15 protein-coding genes are annotated in these 20,727 nt (G+C 51.0%); 5 read left to right on the top strand and 10 right to left on the bottom strand.

Annotated features, from left to right (window positions below):
• Window positions 1-22: 22 nt before the first annotated feature.
• From IEY53_RS19540 to IEY53_RS19530, 3 genes are read right to left on the bottom strand one after another with little or no spacing between them, the layout of a single operon-like run.
• Complete coding sequence (locus IEY53_RS19540; protein ID WP_229696241.1) at window positions 23-787, bottom strand: ABC transporter permease; 765 nt, start codon at window positions 785-787, stop codon at window positions 23-25.
• Window positions 780-1,559 carry an ABC transporter ATP-binding protein gene (locus tag IEY53_RS19535; protein WP_189027915.1) on the bottom strand — a complete coding sequence of 260 codons (780 nt, stop codon included), beginning with the start codon at window positions 1,557-1,559 and terminating at the stop codon, window positions 780-782. The genes IEY53_RS19540 and IEY53_RS19535 overlap by 8 nt, the downstream gene beginning before the upstream one ends.
• Before the next feature lie 29 nt (window positions 1,560-1,588).
• The gene (locus tag IEY53_RS19530) at window positions 1,589-2,269 is read right to left on the bottom strand and encodes a Crp/Fnr family transcriptional regulator (RefSeq protein ID WP_229696244.1); all 681 of its coding nucleotides are present in this window, start codon (window positions 2,267-2,269) and stop codon (window positions 1,589-1,591) included.
• Between the two features lie 523 nt (window positions 2,270-2,792).
• On the opposite strand from IEY53_RS19530, the gene IEY53_RS19525 reads away from it, so the two are divergent.
• From IEY53_RS19525 to IEY53_RS19515, 3 genes are all read left to right on the top strand, one after another.
• The gene (locus IEY53_RS19525) at window positions 2,793-4,490 is read left to right on the top strand and encodes a hypothetical protein (RefSeq protein ID WP_189027913.1); all 1,698 of its coding nucleotides are present in this window, start codon (window positions 2,793-2,795) and stop codon (window positions 4,488-4,490) included.
• A 220-nt stretch (window positions 4,491-4,710) separates the two neighbouring features.
• Window positions 4,711-6,291, top strand: coding sequence for a glycosyltransferase family 39 protein (locus tag IEY53_RS19520; RefSeq protein ID WP_189027912.1), 1,581 nt, complete (start codon window positions 4,711-4,713; stop codon window positions 6,289-6,291).
• Window positions 6,269-6,544: a hypothetical protein gene (locus tag IEY53_RS19515; RefSeq protein ID WP_189027910.1), complete on the top strand. Its 276-nt coding sequence runs from the start codon at window positions 6,269-6,271 to the stop codon at window positions 6,542-6,544. The genes IEY53_RS19520 and IEY53_RS19515 overlap by 23 nt, the downstream gene beginning before the upstream one ends.
• A 203-nt stretch (window positions 6,545-6,747) precedes the next feature.
• Here the strand turns inward: IEY53_RS19515 and IEY53_RS19510 are convergent, their stop codons facing one another.
• The 3 genes from IEY53_RS19510 to IEY53_RS19500 all read right to left on the bottom strand — a co-directional run bounded on the left by IEY53_RS19510 (window position 6,748) and on the right by IEY53_RS19500 (window position 9,578).
• Entirely contained in the window at window positions 6,748-7,929 is a 1,182-nt protein-coding gene (locus tag IEY53_RS19510) for an anaerobic sulfatase maturase (RefSeq protein ID WP_268240801.1), read from the bottom strand.
• Between the two features lie 2 nt (window positions 7,930-7,931).
• The gene (locus IEY53_RS19505) at window positions 7,932-8,918 is read right to left on the bottom strand and encodes a DUF4003 family protein (protein ID WP_189027908.1); all 987 of its coding nucleotides are present in this window, start codon (window positions 8,916-8,918) and stop codon (window positions 7,932-7,934) included.
• 75 nt (window positions 8,919-8,993) lie between these two features.
• Entirely contained in the window at window positions 8,994-9,578 is a 585-nt protein-coding gene (locus tag IEY53_RS19500; protein ID WP_189027907.1) for a GNAT family N-acetyltransferase, read from the bottom strand.
• Window positions 9,579-10,099: 521 nt separating this feature from the next.
• Here IEY53_RS19500 and IEY53_RS19495 point away from each other — a divergent pair.
• Together IEY53_RS19495 and IEY53_RS19490 are read left to right on the top strand one after the other, a co-directional pair.
• Window positions 10,100-12,115 (top strand): methyl-accepting chemotaxis protein, encoded by a 2,016-nt coding sequence (locus tag IEY53_RS19495; RefSeq protein ID WP_189027905.1) that lies wholly within the window; start codon window positions 10,100-10,102, stop codon window positions 12,113-12,115.
• 413 nt (window positions 12,116-12,528) lie between these two features.
• Complete coding sequence (locus IEY53_RS19490; protein WP_189027964.1) at window positions 12,529-12,951, top strand: VOC family protein; 423 nt, start codon at window positions 12,529-12,531, stop codon at window positions 12,949-12,951.
• Between the two features lie 96 nt (window positions 12,952-13,047).
• On the opposite strand, the gene IEY53_RS19485 is transcribed toward IEY53_RS19490, so the two are convergent.
• The 4 genes from IEY53_RS19485 to IEY53_RS19470 all read right to left on the bottom strand — a co-directional run bounded on the left by IEY53_RS19485 (window position 13,048) and on the right by IEY53_RS19470 (window position 20,674).
• Entirely contained in the window at window positions 13,048-14,361 is a 1,314-nt protein-coding gene (locus tag IEY53_RS19485) for an ABC transporter substrate-binding protein (protein ID WP_189027903.1), read from the bottom strand.
• Between the two features lie 198 nt (window positions 14,362-14,559).
• Window positions 14,560-17,562, bottom strand: coding sequence for a polysaccharide lyase 8 family protein (locus IEY53_RS19480; protein ID WP_189027902.1), 3,003 nt, complete (start codon window positions 17,560-17,562; stop codon window positions 14,560-14,562).
• A gap of 543 nt (window positions 17,563-18,105) precedes the next feature.
• Window positions 18,106-18,876, bottom strand: a complete 771-nt coding sequence (locus tag IEY53_RS19475; protein ID WP_189027901.1) for a response regulator transcription factor — start codon at window positions 18,874-18,876, stop codon at window positions 18,106-18,108.
• The gene (locus tag IEY53_RS19470) at window positions 18,869-20,674 is read right to left on the bottom strand and encodes a sensor histidine kinase (RefSeq protein WP_189027899.1); all 1,806 of its coding nucleotides are present in this window, start codon (window positions 20,672-20,674) and stop codon (window positions 18,869-18,871) included. Before IEY53_RS19470 ends, IEY53_RS19475 begins: the two co-directional genes overlap by 8 nt.
• Window positions 20,675-20,727 lie beyond the last annotated feature (53 nt).

Here is a 20,727-nt window from a genome sequence, read left to right as displayed (position 1 = left end):
ATTCCCCTCTTTCTAATTAAGCTTACGTTTTGGCAGCATGCAGACCGTATTGGGTCCAGATCCGTTCCTCTATACGTTTGAAGACGAGGTGGTCGGAGATTGTACCGAGAATCGCGATTACGAGCACGATGCAGAGCATGAGGGAGGTGTCGCCGAGGCTCCGCCCCTCCTCCAGCAGTTGCCCTAGCCCGATGCCGCGCGCGATGAGCTCGCCGGAGACGAGCGCCCGCCAGGCGAACGCCCAGGCCATGCGCATACCCGTAATAAGCTGAGGGATGGCGGCGGGGACCATCACTTGGTAGAAGAGCCGGAACCTGCGGCCCGTTCCGAACATCTGCGCCGACTTCAGATAGATCGAAGGAATGTTCCTAATCCCGCTCCGGCTCGCAATCGTCATCGTCCATGTCGCCCCGATTGTAGTGATGAACACAACGGCGAAGTCGTTCAGCCCGAACCAGATGATGGCGAACGGTAGCCAAGCGATGCTCGGCACCGTTTGCAGAGCGACGATGACAAAGCCGAACGTCTCGTCCAGCAGCCGGCTCCGGGCGAACAGGACGCCGAGTGTCATGCCGATGACGCACGAGAGGACGAACGCGATTAGGATTCGCCTCAAGCTGCTAAACGTCGCTTCGAGCAGTTGCCCATTCGCGATCCCGTCGTAGAACGTCTGCATCGTCTGCAGCGCCGATGGGAAACGCCAGCCCCAATGCATCGTCCTATATGCCGTCTCCCAGATTACTAGCAGCAGAATGAGAAAGATGGTTTTTCTCCAGAGTTTAGTCATTGCCGTATTCCTCCTTCGCCACCTTCTCTAGTTCAGCGGCCAACGTATCCATGATCTGACTCTCGATATGGTGCAGAACGGAATCGCCGGGCTCCCGCGGCCGGGCCGCCCGTACGTGGAACTCCTTCTTGATCCGTCCCGGCCGAGTGGACATAACGAGCACCCTTTCCGACAATGTGACCGCCTCCCGGATGTTATGCGTGATAAACAGAATGGTCTTTCGGGTGTTCAGCCATATCTGCTCCAATTCTTTGTGCAGCAGAAGCCTCGTCTGTTCATCCAGCGCAGCGAACGGCTCATCCATGAGCAGAATTTCCGGGTCCATGACGAGCGCCCGCGCGATGGCTACCCGCTGCTTCATCCCGCCCGACAGCTCATGGGGATAGCGGTCCGCGAACTTGCCCAGATGGACTGCCCGGATCTGCTCCATGGACCGCTCGCGGCGTTCCTTCTTTTTGATTCCCTTTTGCTTGAGACCGAAAGCGACGTTTTCCAGCACGGTGAGCCAAGGGTACAACGCATGGTCCTGGAACACAACGATCCGGTCGGGCCCCGGGGCCGTGACTTCCTTGCCGTTCGCTTCGACGCGCCCGCGATCCGCCCGCTCCAGCCCCGCCACCAAATTAAGCAGTGTGGACTTGCCGCAGCCGGAAGGGCCGAGGATGGAAACGAACTCTCCCTTACCTATCTCGAAGGCGATGTCTTCCAGCGCGGTGTAGCCCGCTCCGCCCCGTTGCGCGAACGTCTTGCCGACTCCTTCTACTCGAATCATACTCCGCCCCCCTATATCCTTCCATATCGTTACAAGTGCTGTTGGAACTCGTCGGTATCGAGAATGACAACCATCTTCTTCTCATAGAGAATGCTGCCTTCGTCCCGCCACCGGCCCAACGTCTCCGTAACCGTCTGCCTGCTGCAGCCGATGACATAGGAGATCTCCTCATGGCTAAGCGGAAGCGTGACAACAGTCTCCTTCCCCACACGAACTCCGAGCTGCATTAATAGCTGAGCCAGCCTCCAGGCAACCGGCCGCGAAATGAGCGTCTCCACGTACCGCTGTGTCTGCAAAAGACGGCGGGCGTTGACCACCGTTAGCGCGTAAAGGGTATCCGGATGTCTCTTCAGCAAGCCGGTGAATTGGGAAGCCGGAATCGAGAGGATGCGGCTGTCCGTGATACATCGCGCATAGCGTTGCCTCTTCTGCCCCGTCAGCACCTCGGCCGCGCCGAACATCTCGCCCTTGTGGCGCAGGAACAAGGTGATGCTCTGGCCCTCTTGCGCAAACTGGGATATCTTTACCAGCCCGTCCCGGACGAAATAGATCTCCTGACTCTCCTCCTCACCCCTGAAGATAAAGGCGTTCTTCTTCATATCGTGTGAAGTGCCGAATTCCTCGAAGAGCTTCGCTAACACGAGTTGCTCGGCTTCGCCGTTATCTGTTGCGCTTCCTTCTGAATAGGAGGACATGCCCTCTTGACCCATCACCGTTGTGCTCCTCTCTAGCTGTTTATGAGTAATTCAAAGTTTACTTATCGGTATTTATGATTATAGTTCATGGTTTAAAACAAAAACAGTCGGATATCCGACAAAAATATAGGCGTATCATTGAATTTATTTGGCGGAATCGGTAGTAGGGGCAAAAAATAAGGTTGTCCCGAAGGCCGGCAAGCCCTAGAGACAACCAATATTGGGTCCAATAGAATAACCGGACGCGGTTAATACCGAAAATTCCGCCTCACTTATGGTACGGTTCAGTCCTTAGGGGCGGATGAGGTGAAGGAGAATTTGCAGAATAGTGGAGCTGCAGTTGCCGCCCCGGCCCCGGCTGAAGAGTAAAGTGCAGCCGCTGAAGAGTATGCTGGAGAATGAGAAGTGACTGCTGGAAGAACCACAAAAGAGAGGGAGAACCTCTCTTTTTTTTGCCTATTTTAGATGCAGGATTTAGTGATACTATAGTATAGTTACTTGGTCTATGAAACTTTTGAACTAATGGAGGAAATGTACGATGAAAAAGATTGTGACTATGCTGCTGGTCCTGGCACTGGTTATCCCGTCACTGGGCAACCTTGCTTCTGCCGGCACGGCTACAAAGGCAAAGGTGAGCGAAAGCAAGGTGTCTATTAATGGAGTCGAAGGGGATTTATACGGATTCAATATATCCGGCAGCAATTACTTCAGACTGCGTGATATCGCCAGGAATTTCTCGGGAACATCCAGTCAATTTGATATATCCTGGAACCCGTCAACAAGCGCCATTGAAATCATCAGAGGGCAAGCCTATACCCCGGAAGAAACAGAAGAGAGTACATATTATAGCCGCAGTAAAGAATACATAGCTACACGTTCCGCTGCAAAAGTGCTGATCGACGGGCAGCCGCTGCTTATTACAGCATACAATATTGGCGACAGCAATTATGTGCAATTAAGGGATTTGGGCAGCCAGATTCCGTTTGAGATCGAATATGACAATGCGTCCAATCAAATTGCGTTGTTCTCAAAAACCCCTGATCATGCGTACCGGGTGAAGACAGCGTTTGCGGCCAAAGATAACAAAGAATCTTCTTCTTTTCCCAGATGGAAAAGTCCTGTAACGTCTTACCTGGTCCATAATACGGATCAGACCACAAGTGTCATTGAGGCCAATCAGGAGCTTACGATCGAAACGTACAATGCTCAATATGAATTGGTGAATAGTCACAAGCTGGCTCTTGAACTTCCGCTTTTTGGAGGGTTTTATAGTGGAGAGAAGTATAACTATGTGGCTTATGGCCAAGAGAATCCTGAACAAAATGATGCGAAGGAAGTCATTCGTATTGTCCGTTATGATAAAAGCTTCAATAGGGTCGACAGTGTTTCTGTCAAGGGCGGAGAAAGCTACACGGTTATTCCCTTTGACGCAGGCTCGGGCAGAATGGCGGAGTATGGGGATACGCTTGTGTTCCATACCTCACGGGAAAGATACCTGACACCCGACGGTCTGAATCACCAATCCCAGCTTACGATTATGGTGAATACCTCGACGATGCAGGTCACCAATGATATGGGCAGATTTCAAAAAAACCATGTCAGCCATTCCTTCGACCAATATGTGTTATTTGATGGCGGCACTCAAGTCCTCGTGGATCATGGGGATGCCTATCCCCGTTCGATTGTATTGCATAAAGGGGATGGCGCCAGCTATAACGAAATCGATTTGTTTACCATTCCGGGTGCCATTGGCGCGAACAGCACGGGCGTTTCTATCGGCGGCTTTGAAATGTCTGCAGGTAACTATATGGTAGCCATGAATAGCATTGACCACTCGAAAGTGACTGAATATACCTCTTTTGAAATGACTGGACTGAAAACAGACCAGCGCGATATCATCCTTAGTGTATTGCCGAAGAACGATTTGAATGCGGCTGCTGTGAAGCACATCACTTTGGCCAAATATGTGGGGAGCGATCTTATCGCCTCTATCCCCAAATTAGTGAAGATCTCGGACAACAAGCTGGCGGTGTTGTGGCAGGAATTCGATAAGGAGAATCACCCGGGCAAGCTGAAATATGTTTTTGTGGATGGAAATGGACAAGCAGCGGGGGAGATCCAGACGCTTGAACATTTTGTTTTATCGGAGTGTTCCCCCATCATTAAGGGTGACCAAATCGTGTGGTACGCCAACCATAATGGCTATCGAATGTTCTATTCGATCCCCTTACAATAGGTAATAGTTATATAGAAGACGAAGGGGGCGTGAAGATCACGTCCCCTTTGCCTATCATTAAACATAAATAGCCCGAAGCATGGAATGCTTCATGGTATCCAGGAAGGCAAGCCAATACCTAGAGTTTGGTATAACCTGACTTGCCGGCAGAAGCTTTCATGAAATTTTCAGTTTAGCTCCTTATAATGCTGCTATAACATTGCCATAAGGGAGGATTTCAATGGTAAAGGCAGCTCAGCGAATATTGTATGTCATGCTTGCTTTTTGTATAGGTCTGTTTATCGCTTCCTCCTTCTTTATTCGAGCGGAGTATAATTACTTCAAATCCGGGGATATACCGGTTCTGGAGAAGCAGCAGCTGGGTCTTTTTCTGGTGATCCTCGGGGTGGTTCTAGCACTGGGCGCCTTGCTGTATAAAATGTGCCTGAAGCTGAATAAATACAGTCGGAAAATAGTCATTCCGGCCACGCTGCTATTGTCCGCTGCGATTCAGATTGCGATCCTGTTCCTGTTCCCGCGGCTCCCTACAGATGATTCCGAAACGGTGCTGACCCTGGCTAGGAATATGCTGTATCAGCAGGATTATTCCTCCTTTCAAACCGGTGGATATCTTCATATGTTTCCGTTTAATTTCTCGATCGTGTTGTACTTAAAAACGTTGTTGGATGTGTTTCCGGATAATTATCTGGTCATCAAAGGGTTTAATATTCTATTTTCACTGGTTACGACGTTAATGGTCTACCTGCTCTATAAAGAGATTAACGCCAAGTCCACAGAGCAGGATTATGGTGTTTTGGTGTTTGCTGCCACGTATATTCCTTCTTTGTTTATGAGCAATTTTATTTATAATGATGTGATTGCTACCGCTTTTCTGACCAGCGCTTTATATTGTGCCATCAGGTTCATTCGAACCAGATCGCTGCAGGATATCCTGTTTGCTGCAATTCTGCTCTCAATCGGCAATTATTTCAGGAGCATCGGCGTTATCTTTCTGATCGCTATTATGCTTAGCCTGGTGTTCAATATGAGGACCCTAGGTGTGAGGAAACTTCTGCTCTCTTTGTGCCTAATGGCCGTGCTGTTCAATGTTCCGGGCTGGACCCAAAATGCTGTGCTGCAGGCTACACAGGTCGTGGATGAACCGGTGAACGACAATGCTGCACCTGTCTACATGTGGCTGAATATGGGGATCAATCTGGAGACGTTTGGGTTCTGGGACAATCGGGAGAGCTACAATATCTACCAGAGAGAGGCGAATTATAATCAGGCAGAAAGTGTGGAGTTATTCAAAGAGTCCATCAGCAACAAGCTTTCCGAGGCGACCGCAGGCGAATTGGTGAAAATGTATTATAACAAGCTGGTATGGACCTGGACAGAAGGAACCTATCAGGTGGAAAGGTACGGCATTGGAAATGATAGTTCTTCCGATTCAGGGGGGGGAATGGGTTTTATAATGGATCGTTATAGCTATACTACATGGGCTACGGATTGGCTTAAAGCAGATTCCAAGTATAGAAGCGGGCTGCTCCGGGTGTTGTATGTCATGAATATTCTGATGTATGGCTTCCTTCTGGTTAGACTGATTAGTGGCATCAGAGCCAAAAGGTTCGAAGAAACCTCCTTGATTCTAGTGGTTCTCGGGTTCATCGGATTCTATCTGTTATGGGAGATTAAGTCCCGGTATATCTACCCTGTATATCCGCTATTGATCGTGTTGTCGTACATGGGATTCAAGGATGTTTATGATGTTATGGTACTAAGAAGGGAGTATCGGACAGATGCGGAAACGGACCAAAGGTAACTACATCTCTGTGATTCTGGTAGTGCTGAGTTGTGCCATAGTACTCGCCTCTTGCGAGGCCATTACCGCTCAGACCATAACGAATACGGACTCCGGTTCACGGACGAATGGGGGACCAGGGATGAACGGCGGCTTTGACACAAACGGAGGCCGGGGCGTAAACGGTGGCGGTCCCGGGAGGAATGGCGGCAGCGGTACGACGGGAAGAAACGGCAGCCAGGGGATGGATGGCGGGTCAGGCAGCAGACCCTAAGGCGATTTGTGGTATATTGAGGGTACATTGCAAAGAGAGCCGTGCGTCAACACGACTCCCTGTTTGCAATAGCCGCTTTTAAAGGCGGAGGCTTTAAAGGATTATGCAACGAAATAGGCCGCTACCTTTGACCGGGGCGGTCTATTTCTTTTTGTGGCGCTCCACATAGGCTGCAGCTGCTTCAAGGATAAGTGTCCTTTTAGTTAATGTCCTAGTGAAGCGCAGCACGCTTTGTACTTTTTCCCGCTGCCGCAAGCACAAGGTTCGTTTCGCCCCGGTGTTTTGCCGTTCAAATAACGCTGCATATTGTGAGAGAACAAGCTTTTGCGAAGCTGGTGACCCAGTGCCTGCATTCTCTCATATGCATAGGTATAAATCTGCGTATAGCTCTGACAGAAGTAGTCTTGATCCCCCTCGTTCCTTTCAGGGTTCCACGTACGGTTCCGGGGGCAGCCCCCGGAACATAATTGTTGCCATTCACAGGATTGGCATTTCACGGAGAGTGAAGGTTTCATCTGGCGGAACCGCTCATAGTTCGGGTGCGCCAGTAGACTATCAATCGAATCCGTACCTACATTGCCAACCTTCCACTTATCATTGATGAAGAAATCGCAGGGATAAGCATCACCGTTCTGCTCAAGGACCAGGGTAGTTGGACAATGGGCTTGATGAATGCATAACTCCGCTTCCCGGTTCAGATAGACACTAAGCATGTTGTCAAAGAACCCTACGGAAGTGTTAGGGTTGCCATCTTGGTACCATTCATCGAAAGCTTCACAGAGAAAGTCTCCATATTCCTGAGGGGTAATCTCATAAACCCCTGGCTGGTCAACCTGCTGGGACCGGAAATCCATACAAGGGATGAACTGGACATAAGCGAAATGATTCTCCCGGCAGAATGCCATAAGCTCCTTGGCCTTACCCACATTGCCTTTATGGATGACAGTTAAAATATTAAAATCGACCTGATGCCGTCTGAGATGCTCGATGCCGCCCATCACGCGCTCAAAGCTGCCCTGGCCAGAAGAGTACACCCGGAGGGAATCATGGATTTCCTGCGGACCGTCCAAACTTATGCCGATGAGAAATTGATAGGTCTTAAAGAACGCTGCCCATCTGTCATTGATTAATGTCCCATTCGTCTGTAAGGAGTTGCTAATAACCGTATGAGGCGGGGCATACAGGGCCTGAAGATGGACAACCTCTTCGAAAAAGTCATAGCCGGCTAACAAGGGTTCGCCACCCTGCCATGCGAAGGTAGCAGCACCTTGGCTATAAGCCATGTACTCCTTAATAAATCTGTCTAATATAGCGGAATTGATCCGGTTAATCGTTGGCCCCGGCTTCCCTCCACAGGTGCTGGAAAAAGTATAATCCCAAAACAACCCTAACTGGATGAAGAAGCCGCCGCAGCGGACGAAGCCGCAGCCACAGCAATAGCTGTCTGCTGTGCGATGACAATGTTGGTAATGCTGGTAGAGACTGTTGTGGTTAATATGCCGCTGCGGATCTCCTCCACATGCCAGAAGGCCACCAGTGCAGCCGATAGGAGCAGCAATTCCTGCTTGGTAATGGACCAATTGCCGAAGCCTTTTTGTGTACGTAAATATTCGTAGGTCTCGGAGACCTCATCGACGAGGGTCTCTTGACCGCAAGGGAGCAAGGAGAGCACGCCAAGTGAAGAGAGGGTATATTGTTTGTCCAGCCGGATGTCCCGTGTCCGAAAAGCATCGCGTAATGCCAGCACATTTGCCGACGTCCCGGAGGTTTCTTCTCCGAGCACCAGCACCTGGGTCAGGGCTTGCACACTGTTGCCTGATGGAAACTCGGGCTTCAGCTCGGCATAAAGCTGCTCCATACGTGACAAACCGCGTTCCATATCCAGATCCGAAAGGCCAAGCATAGCGGCGAAGATATAGTCGTCCTGTCCCGTAAGAAAACGGTGATTGGCTTTCATGCCATCGTAAAAAACCTTGGCTCGTTCTACAGTCTGCTCATATTGACTGGATGCCGTGTTCGCGGCAATTTGATAAGCGGCTACGACAAGATAGTCGGAAGCTCTGAACTTGGCCGCCTTCATGAGGTCATAGACGGCAAGGGTGTCAGTCAGCCGCGTTTTTTTGTCAGGAGACAGTGAGAGCAAGGCCGCAATGCTGATGGCCGAATTCCCCCGGAAGGCGGAGAAACGTTTGGTATTGTCCTTGATCATCTCATAACTCTCGCGAATGGCCTCGTCGTCCACAATTTTATCCTCCACCGCATAGAGCAAGGCTGCCAAGCGGTTGATCATTGCATTTTGCCAGATAAAAGTCTTCTTGGTCTTCTGCGCGTTCGCAGCAAACAATTCAAGTCTAGCGGGATACTGCTCTCTCATGAACACACCTCTTTAGTTTTTGGATATATTTATTATATTACGATAAACAGAGAAAATATTTCCTTAGGTGGAGGATTAGAACTCGACACCCCGTACCTTGGAGTAGACCCTGGTGTCCCTTAATGAACCATCTATGCCGCGGGTATCGTTACGCAGAATTCCTTCTAATAGAAAGCCGGAACGCTCAGCCACCGCCGCACTTTGCAGATTTCGTGCATCGCATCGAATCTCCACCCGATTAGCCGCCAGCTCATGAATAGCATACTTCGTAATCGCTTTTACTGCTTCTGTAATATATCCTTGTCTGCTGCAGGAGGTTCGCACCCAATAGCCGATTTCGAATGTTCGCGCCTGCCAGTCGAACCGGTGCAGGCCGCTGCCGCCCACTAATTCGCCCGTTTCTTTTTGGAACAGCAGCAGCCGTAAATCCGTACGTTCCAGGAATTGCAGCCGGGATCTTCTGATGCTGGCTTCGGATTCTTCAAGGGTAGGGAGGCTCTTCGCCCATGGCATCCACGGACGCAGTTCTTCAATACTTTCGGTAACAGCCTGGTTCACAGCCGCACCATCTCCCCATAACGGAGCACGAATCAGCAGTCGTTTACTCTCAAAGCGCTCAGGTATGGACATCATAATCGGGGATATAGAATCAGTGCTCATAGGATCAACTCCTGGAAATATTTCCAACAACATAACATAGGGGGATTATTTGTTCAAGGTTGTGTGAGTCTAAGCGGGGAGCAACGAAAGCAAGTAGAATTGACAGGCTCCTCGTCAGACATAGTAGAGGTAAAAATTATGAAGGTTTGAGCAAGATAATGTATTTTGTGCATTAGAACCGTCTTTTTTTGGCTCAAATCTGCATTCTGATGTATATGGTACATTGGAAAGTTGTATTAAATGCATTCAAACACTTCTCCGCGAAAGAGTGAACCAGCTAAAAACCCAAAATAGCCAGCCTCCCGCCATCCCTATACACACTACAGGTGCTCAGGTACGCTGCCTGGAGCGTCTTTATTTTATGCCGGAGCGGGCTTGTGGAAATTCTGGTGGAAACGCTACTGCAATATGACATAAGCACCGATATATAAGTGTGGTGAAAGGAAATGAATGAATTACATTTACATTCCAAGCCGACAACAACGATTAAAAAAAACACAAGAGGAGTGTAGGGAGAGTTCATGAAATCATGGATAGGGAAATTCAAAAAAGGTTCAGAGTCATTAAAGTTTAAGTTTATGGTGTTTCTGTTATTGCTCACGGTAATTCCCGTGGTGTTGGTGGCCGGAATAACGACCCGGTTGTTCTCCGGCATTGTGGAAAAGGAGCTCAAAGAACAGCAGTTGATTATAGCTTCTGTGAATGCGGAGGGTCTGAACGGGTTGCTCGAAGCCAAAGTCAAATCCTTGGAGAGCATGGTGGACAGCTACCGGGCGGATCTGCTCCAAGGGGATAGCGACAAGATTGTGGGCTATTTGAAGATGATGAAGGCGATGAGTCCGGATGTCACTTCCTTTGCCTATTCCTCCGAATCCGGTCAATTGATCAATGAGTCTTCGGGTACATTTGATATTTCGGCACTGGATAATTTCAAAAGGGCTCAACAAGAGAAGACCGTCGGCATCTCCGATGTGATCCAGGATCTTCAGACGAAAGAAAACATCATTATTATCGATATTCCAATTCTGGGGGACAGCAATGAATTTCGGGGAATTCTGCAGGGGGTAGTCAGTCCGGGTAATATTTTGGAGGAATTGAATAAGAACAAGATGAGTGAATCCAGCTCGGCATTTCTGCTCTCCAAAGACGGCAAGTATCTTGCCCATACCTCGGAACAGCTGGTCGGAAAAGAGCTCAAGGACTATGTGAATGAAGAAACAGCCGGCATTTTTGCGGGTGAAGTATTGAAGCTGAAGCAGGGCAATACCACCTATAGGGATAAGGCGGGAGTAGCCAAGATATCTTCCTTTGCCGAGGTGGGATTGACAGGTTGGCGTGTCGTTGTTTCGGGGAATGAAGCCGATCTGATGAGTGGTGTGGATCATTCCAAAAAAGTAGGGTACTACGTAATCCTCATCTGTGCACTGCTAGTGGCCGTATTATCCACGGTGGCTTCCGGCTTTATCCTGCGGCCTATTTATGCCGTCACCCATCTTATGAAAAGAGCAGCGAAGGGTGATCTCACCGGCCGGTTGCCTGTAAAAGGCAAGGACGAGATACAGCAGTTGAAGCATCATATCAATGTCATGCTGGATTCATTCACACTTACGCTTCGGAAATTGGACGAAGCTGTTCAGCATACAGCCGCCTCTTCCGAACAATTGACGGCTATAGCGGTCAACTCGGTGAGTGCTTCACAGCATACGGCTCAATCGGTAGAACGTATTACCAAAGGGGCTCAGGAGCAATACGAGGGATCGGAGCAATCGGCTTACGCCATGGAAGAAATGGCCATAGGGATTCAGAAGATTGCCGAATCCTCCGGTATTGTCAATGAACGGTCTCAGCACGTAAATGAGCAAGTTACATATGGAGATCAAGCCGTGCAGGGGGCGGTACAGCAAATTACCAGCGTCAATCAGGCAGTAGAACGTACGGCAGCCATGATTCATGCCCTGGAAGCCAAAACGGCTGAGATCAATCAGGTCGTCCGGTATATCTCGGAGATTGCGGCCCAGACCAATCTGCTGTCGCTAAATGCTTCTATAGAAGCTGCACGTGCGGGCGAGCATGGACGAGGTTTTGCTGTCGTTGCGGGAGAAGTAAAGAAGCTGGCTGAACAGACCACGAACGCTACCGGCACGATAGCGGGAATTCTGTCGGAGATCCAGGATTCAGCCGCAATGACCTCTACATCAATATCGGAAGAGATAGAAGAAGTACATAAAAGCGTAGCGCAGATCAGACGTGTCAGAGAAGTATTCGGCACCATCGTCCACGCCGTCACTGAAGTCTCGCATGAGATCAACGAGGTGTCTGCTGCCACTCAGCAGCTTTCTGCCAGCACAGAAGAGGTCTCTGCATCCATGAATGAAATCGTTGGGATCTCCCGCAACTCCCTGCAGGAATTAACCGCAATATCCGCAGCTGTCTCCGAACAGCACCGTTCGATGGAGGAGATTTCCTCTTCGTCCGAATCGCTGAGCCATATGGCGACGGAGCTGCAGGAGATGGTGACCAAGTTTCAGCTGGATTAGGAATAGCAAAGGAGCAGGGCATAATGCCAGTCTACTGCAAACTTGTAAGGGGCAACATTCCACAACCCGTCTGCAGCGTTGATTTTGTCTCATAACTTTTGTGCCTTTGAGCAATAGAATGTATTTGGTGTAGCAGAATTGTCCAGTGCTGGGTCAAAACGACTTTTTGATGTATTTAGTGCATTAGAAAGTTAGAAAATAAGTGTTTTTGGGCCATTTCTGCTTTTCCTGCTGTATCAAATACACTCTAATCTAAAAGTAGCATGATTTGCCCGCAGACTGATGTATAAAATGCAGTTAAACACTCTAAGATGGATGATACACTACTTCAAGTGGTGGCCACTTATAGCAATCTAAAAGAAATCGAAGCATTATTTATTTGCTATGATTGAAAAAAAAGGAGCTGATCAATGATGTCAGTAAAACTTACCCCTTATTTAAATATGGAAGGGAACGCAAGGGAAGCTATTGAGTTTTATGAACAAGCGATTGGTGCCGAAGTTCTATTCATTAGCACTTACGGAGAGATGCCGGATATGCCTGAAACTTTCACTGATGATCTAAAGAATCTTGTGGCGCATGCAATGTTACGAGTTGGTGAATCGGAACTCATGTTTTCGGATGCTCCAAGTGGTTCGCCTATTCCAAAGGGGAAACAGGTAACAATTTGCATTACAACTAACGACGTAGAAAAGTCAAAACTTTTTTTTGAAGCCTTACGACAAAACGGTCAAGTTAATATGCCGTTTGAAGCCACTCCCTTTAGCCCAGGTTTTGGGGATGTAACTGACCAATTCGGCGTGACCTTTCAAATATATACTGAAAGCCAAAGCTAAAATAGTTTTTCTGAAGCTCGTCCGCAGTGAGAAGTTCATTGGACCTGCTGTATACCAAACGGCCTCCACTCCTTACCAGGAGTAGAGGCCGTTTGGTTATTTTTCCCGGGCAATTAACTCGTTATGGCGTTTGGCAATGTTTTGAACGGTCTCGTCCAGTGTCCGGCCTTTTAGGAAGTAATGCTCAATCTCTTCCATCCGCAGGTCATTCAGCTGAACCGGTACTGTGTTGATGTAGGTTTCCTGGTCGCCGAACAGCACCTTTTTCATGGAGTCCAGATCATAGAGGTCTTCGAAGCCCGCAATCAGCTTGGCCTGAGTTTCTGTAGCATCGATCTTCTTCGAGGCGGGAATCCGCCCGCCTTTGGTCATATATACGACCCCTTCATCCGCATACCACTTCAGGAATTTCCAGGCCTCTTCCTTATAGGCGGACTTGGGATTGATAGCAATGACGTCGCTGAGCCCGCCTTCCACGCGGAAGTCGTCTCTGGCCCCATCCGGACGCGGGATGGTCGCAAAGGCGATTTTGAAGTCACGCGGGTAATCGGTCAGGTTGTTGGCATTGCGGAAGATAAAGTTGCCCGAGCCGAGCATGGCCGCTTCACCTTTCAGGAACGAGGCATCGACCGGCAGCTTGGTGGCGATCTGCTCGCCGTAGGCCGGCATGCTTTTATCCTCATGCATCATCTTGTACCAGGCTTCCAGCGAGCTGCGCGTCACAGGATTATCCAGATTGGATTTCCCGTCCTTGACGAATTCATTCTGCAATTGCCCATCCATGTTGAAGACAAACATATTGGTGCTCTGAACATATCCGTAAGTGGAATCCTTGCTCAAGACCTTGGCGTATTCGGCCAAGTCGGACTGTGTCCAATTCGTCTCCGGCAGCCCCAGTCCGGCTGCATCCAGCTTGTTCTTGTTCAGCCAGATAAAAGATTGGGACGACACGGTCGGAAGGCCGTAATAGCTGCCATCGAACTGCCAGGCCTTGGCTTGCTCGCCCATAACGCCCTCTATATCATATCCGTCCAATTCGCTCAGGTTTAACGCGCCGCCGGACTGCACTCTTTTTTCCAGTTGGAATTTCGCATAGTTCGTATACAAATCAATGCTCTCGCCGGCTACAAGAGCTGTATCCAGCTTCAGATTGCCGCTGTCATCATTAACATAACGCACATATTCTACCTGCACATCCGGATTGGCCTCATTCCAGGCTTTGACCATATCCGTTGGCCCCGCTTCTTCGGGTACACCGCCCCAGAACGTCAGCTTAATGACTTTGCTGTTCCCACCTGCGGAACCGGCACCTCCCGCTGCCGGGCTTGCTCCATTATTGCCACTGCAACCGCTTGCAAATATTAGCAGAGCTGTAAGTCCCGCGAACCATGCATAACTGGCTTTCTTCATTTCTTGTTACCCCCTTGGCATATGTTCAGCAGCCCGCTGCGGTGCAGCAGAGATCCGCTTGCTTTTCATCATATCAGCTCAGGCCCAGCAGCCAAATGAACGCTGTTGTGATCTAATGATACGGATTTGGGGGAAGCGCGGCAAGCAGGGAGCTTTGTGGCAGCATGGCCCCAGATGGGGGAGATTACAGCAAGAAATCTATGGGAGCTGACGAATCTGTATCTCTTGCAGCCGGCTGTCGGCTTTATACGTCAGCAGCCCCGCCCTTCCAGAAGGATGGGACGTATCGGTGGCCGAGGTCTGAAGGGTATAACCGCTGCCGCTGTCCACATACAGCTTCAATTGTGTGCCGAGCACTTCCGTTTTGATTCGGTAGGTCTGCCCGGCAGTTAGCTGGGTGTTAGGCCCGGTAGCGATGACGGTCCATGTGCCCGCTGCGCGTTTGTATATTTTCCATTGGCCATTGCCGGTGCTGTCGGTGCTGCCGAAGCCGAACCGGTAATAGTTCTGGGCATTGACGTAGCGGGCAATCAGATTCGGAGCGCTGCTGCCTGCCGCCAGGGACGAAACCTGCATCCTGGCCTCAATGGCGTAGTCGGTCCAGCCCGGGCCCTTGATCAGACTGCGGCATTCACCTGCCGGCTGGTTAGGTCCGTAAGTAAAACCACCGGAGCTGTTGTGCACGACATGCCACTGAGCCGGTCCGCAGGCAGGAACTGTTCCAGAAGCGGCCACGGTTTCAGGCTGCCACTTCTCGGAAGTCCCATATTTAAAAGAATCATAGAATAGTCTTCCGCTGCTATCAGGCACGGCATCGAGTCCTGTTCCAGGTCCGGAAGGCGGCGCCGTCAGACTGAGCTTCGCCTCGAAGCTTTCGCCCTTGGCGCCGCGCACATCAACGTACAGCCGGGCAGTCGGGGCAAAGCGGGTAACGAAAACGCCCGGACTTGCGGACAGCTTGCTGGTGACAGGCTGATCAAGATCGATGATCAGGAAATCCGCAGCTGACATTGTAGGATCGGACACGGCGATGTTCAGCTCGTCTAGGGAAGCCTTCAGCAGGACGGAAGCCTGTCCGCTGCTGGTGATCCCGCCTGCGCTGCCCCCGGAGGCTGTCCAGAAGTTGGCTCCGGTAAGCTGCAGGGAGTGGTCCCTGACCGCATGTACAGCGCCAGTCCGGGACAGCACGGTGAAGCCGGGATTGGCGGCGTAGTCCGCCGCCTGCGTGCTGGTTGCACCCGGCAGCAGAGCATAAGCGTAAGTTCCGTTCGTCGGACTTACGCCGTGGTTCACGCGCATGGAGAGATAGCTGCGCGTAATGGGGGCGTTTGGCCCGGACTGGTTGATGTCCTGCCAGCTACCGGTTCTTGTACTCCGCTGGCTTTCAATCGCGGCTCCGCCCGGGAAATAGTAACCGATATCAGCGCCTGCGACGCTCCCGGCCAGGTGGGCCCACTGCACATTGGCATGGCTGTGGGCTGCACCTGCCGCCGAAGGCTGCACGACTCCGTTAACGCTGAACGTATTGCTGCCGCTGACATTCAGCTTGCGGTTCTCCACATTGGTTACAATGGGGCGGTTATCCGTGCTGGTAATGCCTGAGCCCAGCGCAATGATTTCATTATCGAACATGAACCAGGATTTACGTGCGGTCAGGCTGCTGCCCCAGGCATCAAGCTCCATACCGGCAGCTCCATAAACCCCGCCCAGACTGGCTCCGCCTGTCCAGCTTGTTGTTCCCAAATAACCGTAACCGGATGAATTCAGCCGGGGGTTGGTATCAAGGGTTGTACCAGCAAGGCGGTAAGGATCAACGGTTGCCCAGTAGTCATTGCTGTAATGGGACAGGTCGTTGTTATACAAATAAGTTCCGCCGTCCCCGGTGAACCAGCCCTTCAGATTCTCTCCATTAATCGACTCGAAGTTGTATACACGGCTGGAGGACATGCTGATTCCGAACCCAAAGCTGCCGCCAAGATGAACCGTACGGTCCATGCCGGCAAACGTATGGTTCAGGGACAGGGCACCCCGGGCTGCAACGCCCGGGTCGTTCATAAGCTCCTTGGCCATCAGAATCCTGAACATGCTGCTGTGGATATAAAAGGGGTAATAGGTGTCGGCCGCGATCATCTCTTTGGCCAGACTTTTAAGCGTAGCCGCTTGCGTAGCGGGCGCAGTCTCGGCCAGCATAAGGATCGCCTGCACCGCACGGTTCCCGGCGTAATGGTCCTGATAGGCAGCACGCGATATTTCTCTGCCCCGTGTCATGTCCATAAAAGCTCCCTTATAGAGAAAAGGCTCAACCGCCTCATGCACCCAGCGGTAGACGTGCTCAAGCTTCGGATCGGACGGCTCCCAGCTGGAATCTCCAAGCAGATACAGGATATTCGCAATATCGCTGATTAAAGACAGTCCATAACCTCCGGTATAAGCATACTTGTCATGCTGGATAAAAGAGCCGTCCGCATAAAAGCCGTCCCCTGCGACGACATAAGAGAATACTTCGCTTAACCCGCCGCTGGCTGCAGCCAGCTTGGCTGCGTCCTTGACGACCACGCCCCGTACGGCCACAATCGTGACCTTCCAGACCCGGTTCGCACCGGTCATCTCTACCACCGGGGAGAACTGTTCAATGGCTGCTGCATAATTTGTCCTCCGTGCCGAACCAAGCTCGTCATAGAGCAGGACCATAATATCGTTCAGCCGCAGCGGCGTCCCGATCTCCCAGTCCCACCAGTTGTTGTAAGTGGCAGCAGTCTGGTTGTAACGGTTCGTATGCAGCCAATCCAGTGCCGAGAGCATATCGGTGAGCAGCGCGGGATTTCCCTCCAAAGACGTGCCCGGGGTTTCATAAGCAATGGCCATATCTTTAATTCGGGTGTAGCTGTCTGTGATATGGCTGGAGTTATTGGTGCTGCACAGGTCGCTCCACAGGCAGGTGCGGTCTGCTTCCTTGGATAGGTCTGTCCAGTAATTCTGGGCCTTTGTATTGACCTCCAGCCGTTTGGCGGCAATATCGGAATCGTCCGCAGCGGCACCGGGACCTCCGGTCAGGACCAGATGCCATTTGTCCCGCAGCTGGTCGAATTCATCCGGACTTTCTGCCGAAGCTCCTCCCGCCGGCAGCAGTGCAGTTAGCCAGATTAAGGCTGCAAACAGGGTGACACCCGTCTTTCGGATCGTTCCATTCTTCAAGTACATAAGCAATCCCTCCTTTTTATGTAAGCGCTATCAGAAAGTATAAAGGGGGAGCTGTTACCTGAACAGGAACATAATTGTGTATTTTCAGCACGGTATTGGGTACAGTTAGTTGCAACCCCCGATTGCTGATTGAGCTGCCTAATGCCTAATTCCGGTGACGCAGTGGGAGGGGACTCCGTGCAGCGGCTCAGCGCAGCGGACAGGAGATACCTTATTTGCTGCCCGGTGTACCTTTTTGCTGGGGACTCGGACTGAGAAGATCCTATTTACTCGATTGGAACCGCAGGGTAGTACATTTCCTTGCAATAGTGGATCGTCAGTCCGTAAAAGAGCGAAAAGGGCTATTTTCAGCAAAATAGCGTCTCCTGAGTCCGCTGGTTCATCATTCAAGTGGATTCCGCTAGGTTGTTCCTCATAGGAGTGAACGATGGTCTGGTTACAGAAGTAGAGCTCGGCCCCGTCGATTGCTAATTGAGCTGCCTGATTCCGGTGACGCAGTGGGAGGGGGGCTCAGTGTAGCTGACCGGAGGGACCTTATTAGCTTCAAGAACGGCGGAAATCGCTGGGTGTCTTGCCCGTCCAGCGCTTAAAAACCTTGTTGAAATAGTTGTCATTGGAGAAGCCGCACTCAAAAGCTATGGCTGAGACCGGCAGGCTGGTATGGAGCAGCTGATGCACAGCCGCCTCGATCCGGACCTTTTGCGTGAAATTCGTGAGAGTGAGTCCGGTTTTTTTCTTGAACAGGTTGCTGACATAGGTCTGTTCCATGTTGACAAGCCGGGCAAGCTCACCGAGCGTGAGGTCCCGTCTGTAGTGCTCGGAGATATAGTCCACAATGCGGTCGATCTGCGGATGGCCGGTCCGTCCTCCGGCTGTCCGGTCTGCGGCCAGCAGGGCGGTATCGCTTATCGTGCTGAGCTTCCTCCATTTGTCGCGCTGTTCCAGTTCGCCCCTCGCTTTGTCGAGTAGGGCAATCAGGCGCTCCGGCCGCAGGGAGAGCTTCAGGACATAGCCGATCGCTCCAAGCTCCAGCGCCTGCTGGGCATAGGTAAACTCCGACATGCAGGTCAACATGATGAACTGGCTGTCCCAGCCTGCTTCACGGCTCCGGCGCAGCAGCTCGACTCCGTCCAGAACAGGCATCACAATGTCGGTAATCACGATGTCAGGAAGTTGTTTGTCCATGGCGTTCTCCGCTTCCGCACCGTTGGCAAATTCTCCGCTGATGGTAAAACCATATTTCTCCCAGGCAATCAGGTGTTTCACCATATCGCGTGCAAAAATTTCATCTTCAACCAAATAGACACTATACATGTTTTGTTTCCCCCTTTCGGTAGGGTTCGGATACAAGCAGCGGAGTCCTTATTTCAACAATCGTCCGGCTGTTGTCAGGCGTGCGGTACAGGGATAAGGAGGCCTTGCCTTTGTACAGCAGTTCAAGCCTTTCCCGGATATTGCTCAGCCCAATGCCTTTGCGGCTCCGCCGGATGGTGGCTGAAGCTGCGGCTTGGCGCGCGGCCTCGGGACCTATGCCGTCATCCATAACCTGGATCACCAGCTCCTGTCCGTTTTTATTGATGTTCACCTTGATATGGCCTTCAGAGGCTGTCTCGGCAAACCCGTGTGTAATGGCATTTTCGACCAGCGGCTGCAGCGTAAACTTGGGAACCAGCGCGTAGAACAAGGAAGCGTCATATTCGATATCCAGATGATAGCGGTTTCCGAAACGGGTATTCTGAATGTGCATATACGCCTCTGTGAAGCTGAGTTCCTGATCCAGCGGGATAAGATCCAGCTCGGTATTAAGGCTCGTCTCGAGGAGCAGTCCGAGGGAGACACAAATCTCAAAGGTGGTCTGATCTTGATTCTTAAGCGCCTGGCTTTTAATCATATTCAGTGTATTCAACAGAAAATGAGGGTCCATTTGCGAGACGAGAATCTGGAAGCGGACCGATTCCTTCTGGCGTTCCTCTACCTTAAGCCGGTAAATCAGCGTCCCTATGTCTGCAATCATTCGGTTAAAGCTGGTCAGAAGCTGCAGAATTTCCCCTTTGTAGTTGCTGGTCGGGATCGTGACACGCAATTCCTGATCGGCGGCCCGGCTCATTTGATCCCGGAGCTTGTGCAGCGGCTTGGTGACATTGGATGAAATCAGCAATGTAGCGGCAATGAATACCACCGTAAGAGCAACCAGTGCGATCAGGGCCGTACGTTTGATGGCATTGGTACCCGCGAACACTTCCTCCAGTGAGATTTTTTTCACCAGTGTCCACTCCAGCGAAGGCATATAGCTGGCCAGGTACAAAGCCTGCTCGTCCTCATTGGTAAGGTAGAGCAGCTTATCCGGGTAGGCGCGGAAGTCCTCCTGGAACCGGTGAGTCACCGCTTCCGGCATTTGCGCGTCGGCCGTGCTGCGGTAGATGAGGTCGCCTGTCTTTCCGATCACGAGATATTGCGCTTTGGGGTCTGCCGCCCGTGTCCACTGCTTCAGCCATTGCTGGTGGTCCATACTGATTCTCAGGGCTCCGTAAGGCTCAAGCCGGGTTCCCAGCAGCAGGGAGTCAATCGTCAGCATCGTCTCGCCGGATACAATGTCCCTGAACACATAGTTGTCCGCAACTTTCCAGTAGTAGGAGGCATGGGGTTTCAGATGGTCCAGCTTGCCGGAAATTTCCTGATACATCGCTTCACCCTGTATGGGGTATTTTGGTGTGTAATTAAAATAGGCATGGCCTGCCCGGTCTGTGACTGTCATAAAGACGGACGGAGTGGACAGGAAAAAGGAATTGGCAAGCGAATCCAGATTGCGGTTGATTTCGCGCATGGCGGTGTAAGGAGAATGGGGCGTGTCCGGGCTTAAATACTGCTCAAAAGAAGGGTTCTGATTGATAAGAATTAGCGATTTGGTCATCAGTCCGGTCAGATCCAGCAGATCTCCGCGAAAGCCGTCCATTTCCCGCGTGTTTTGTTCAATTTGCTGCTGCTTGAGAATCTGCTCAATCTGCTGGAACCCAATGAGGCAGAGCAGGGAGAAGGGGATAATGACCACTAGGAGATATGCGGTAAAAATCCGGTATTTCAGCCCTCCCGGCCACCTTAACAGCTTTCGCATCTGCATCACGCCTTTCTGTCCGCTATGTGTCTTTTGCCAAGTATAGCAAAGGA

Source organism: Paenibacillus albidus (genome assembly GCF_014644435.1).
Classification (GTDB): Bacteria; Bacillota; Bacilli; order Paenibacillales; family Paenibacillaceae; genus Paenibacillus_AQ; species Paenibacillus_AQ albidus.
The sequence above is the reverse complement of the archived record's forward strand: the minus strand, read 5'-3'. Positions and strand labels throughout refer to the sequence as shown.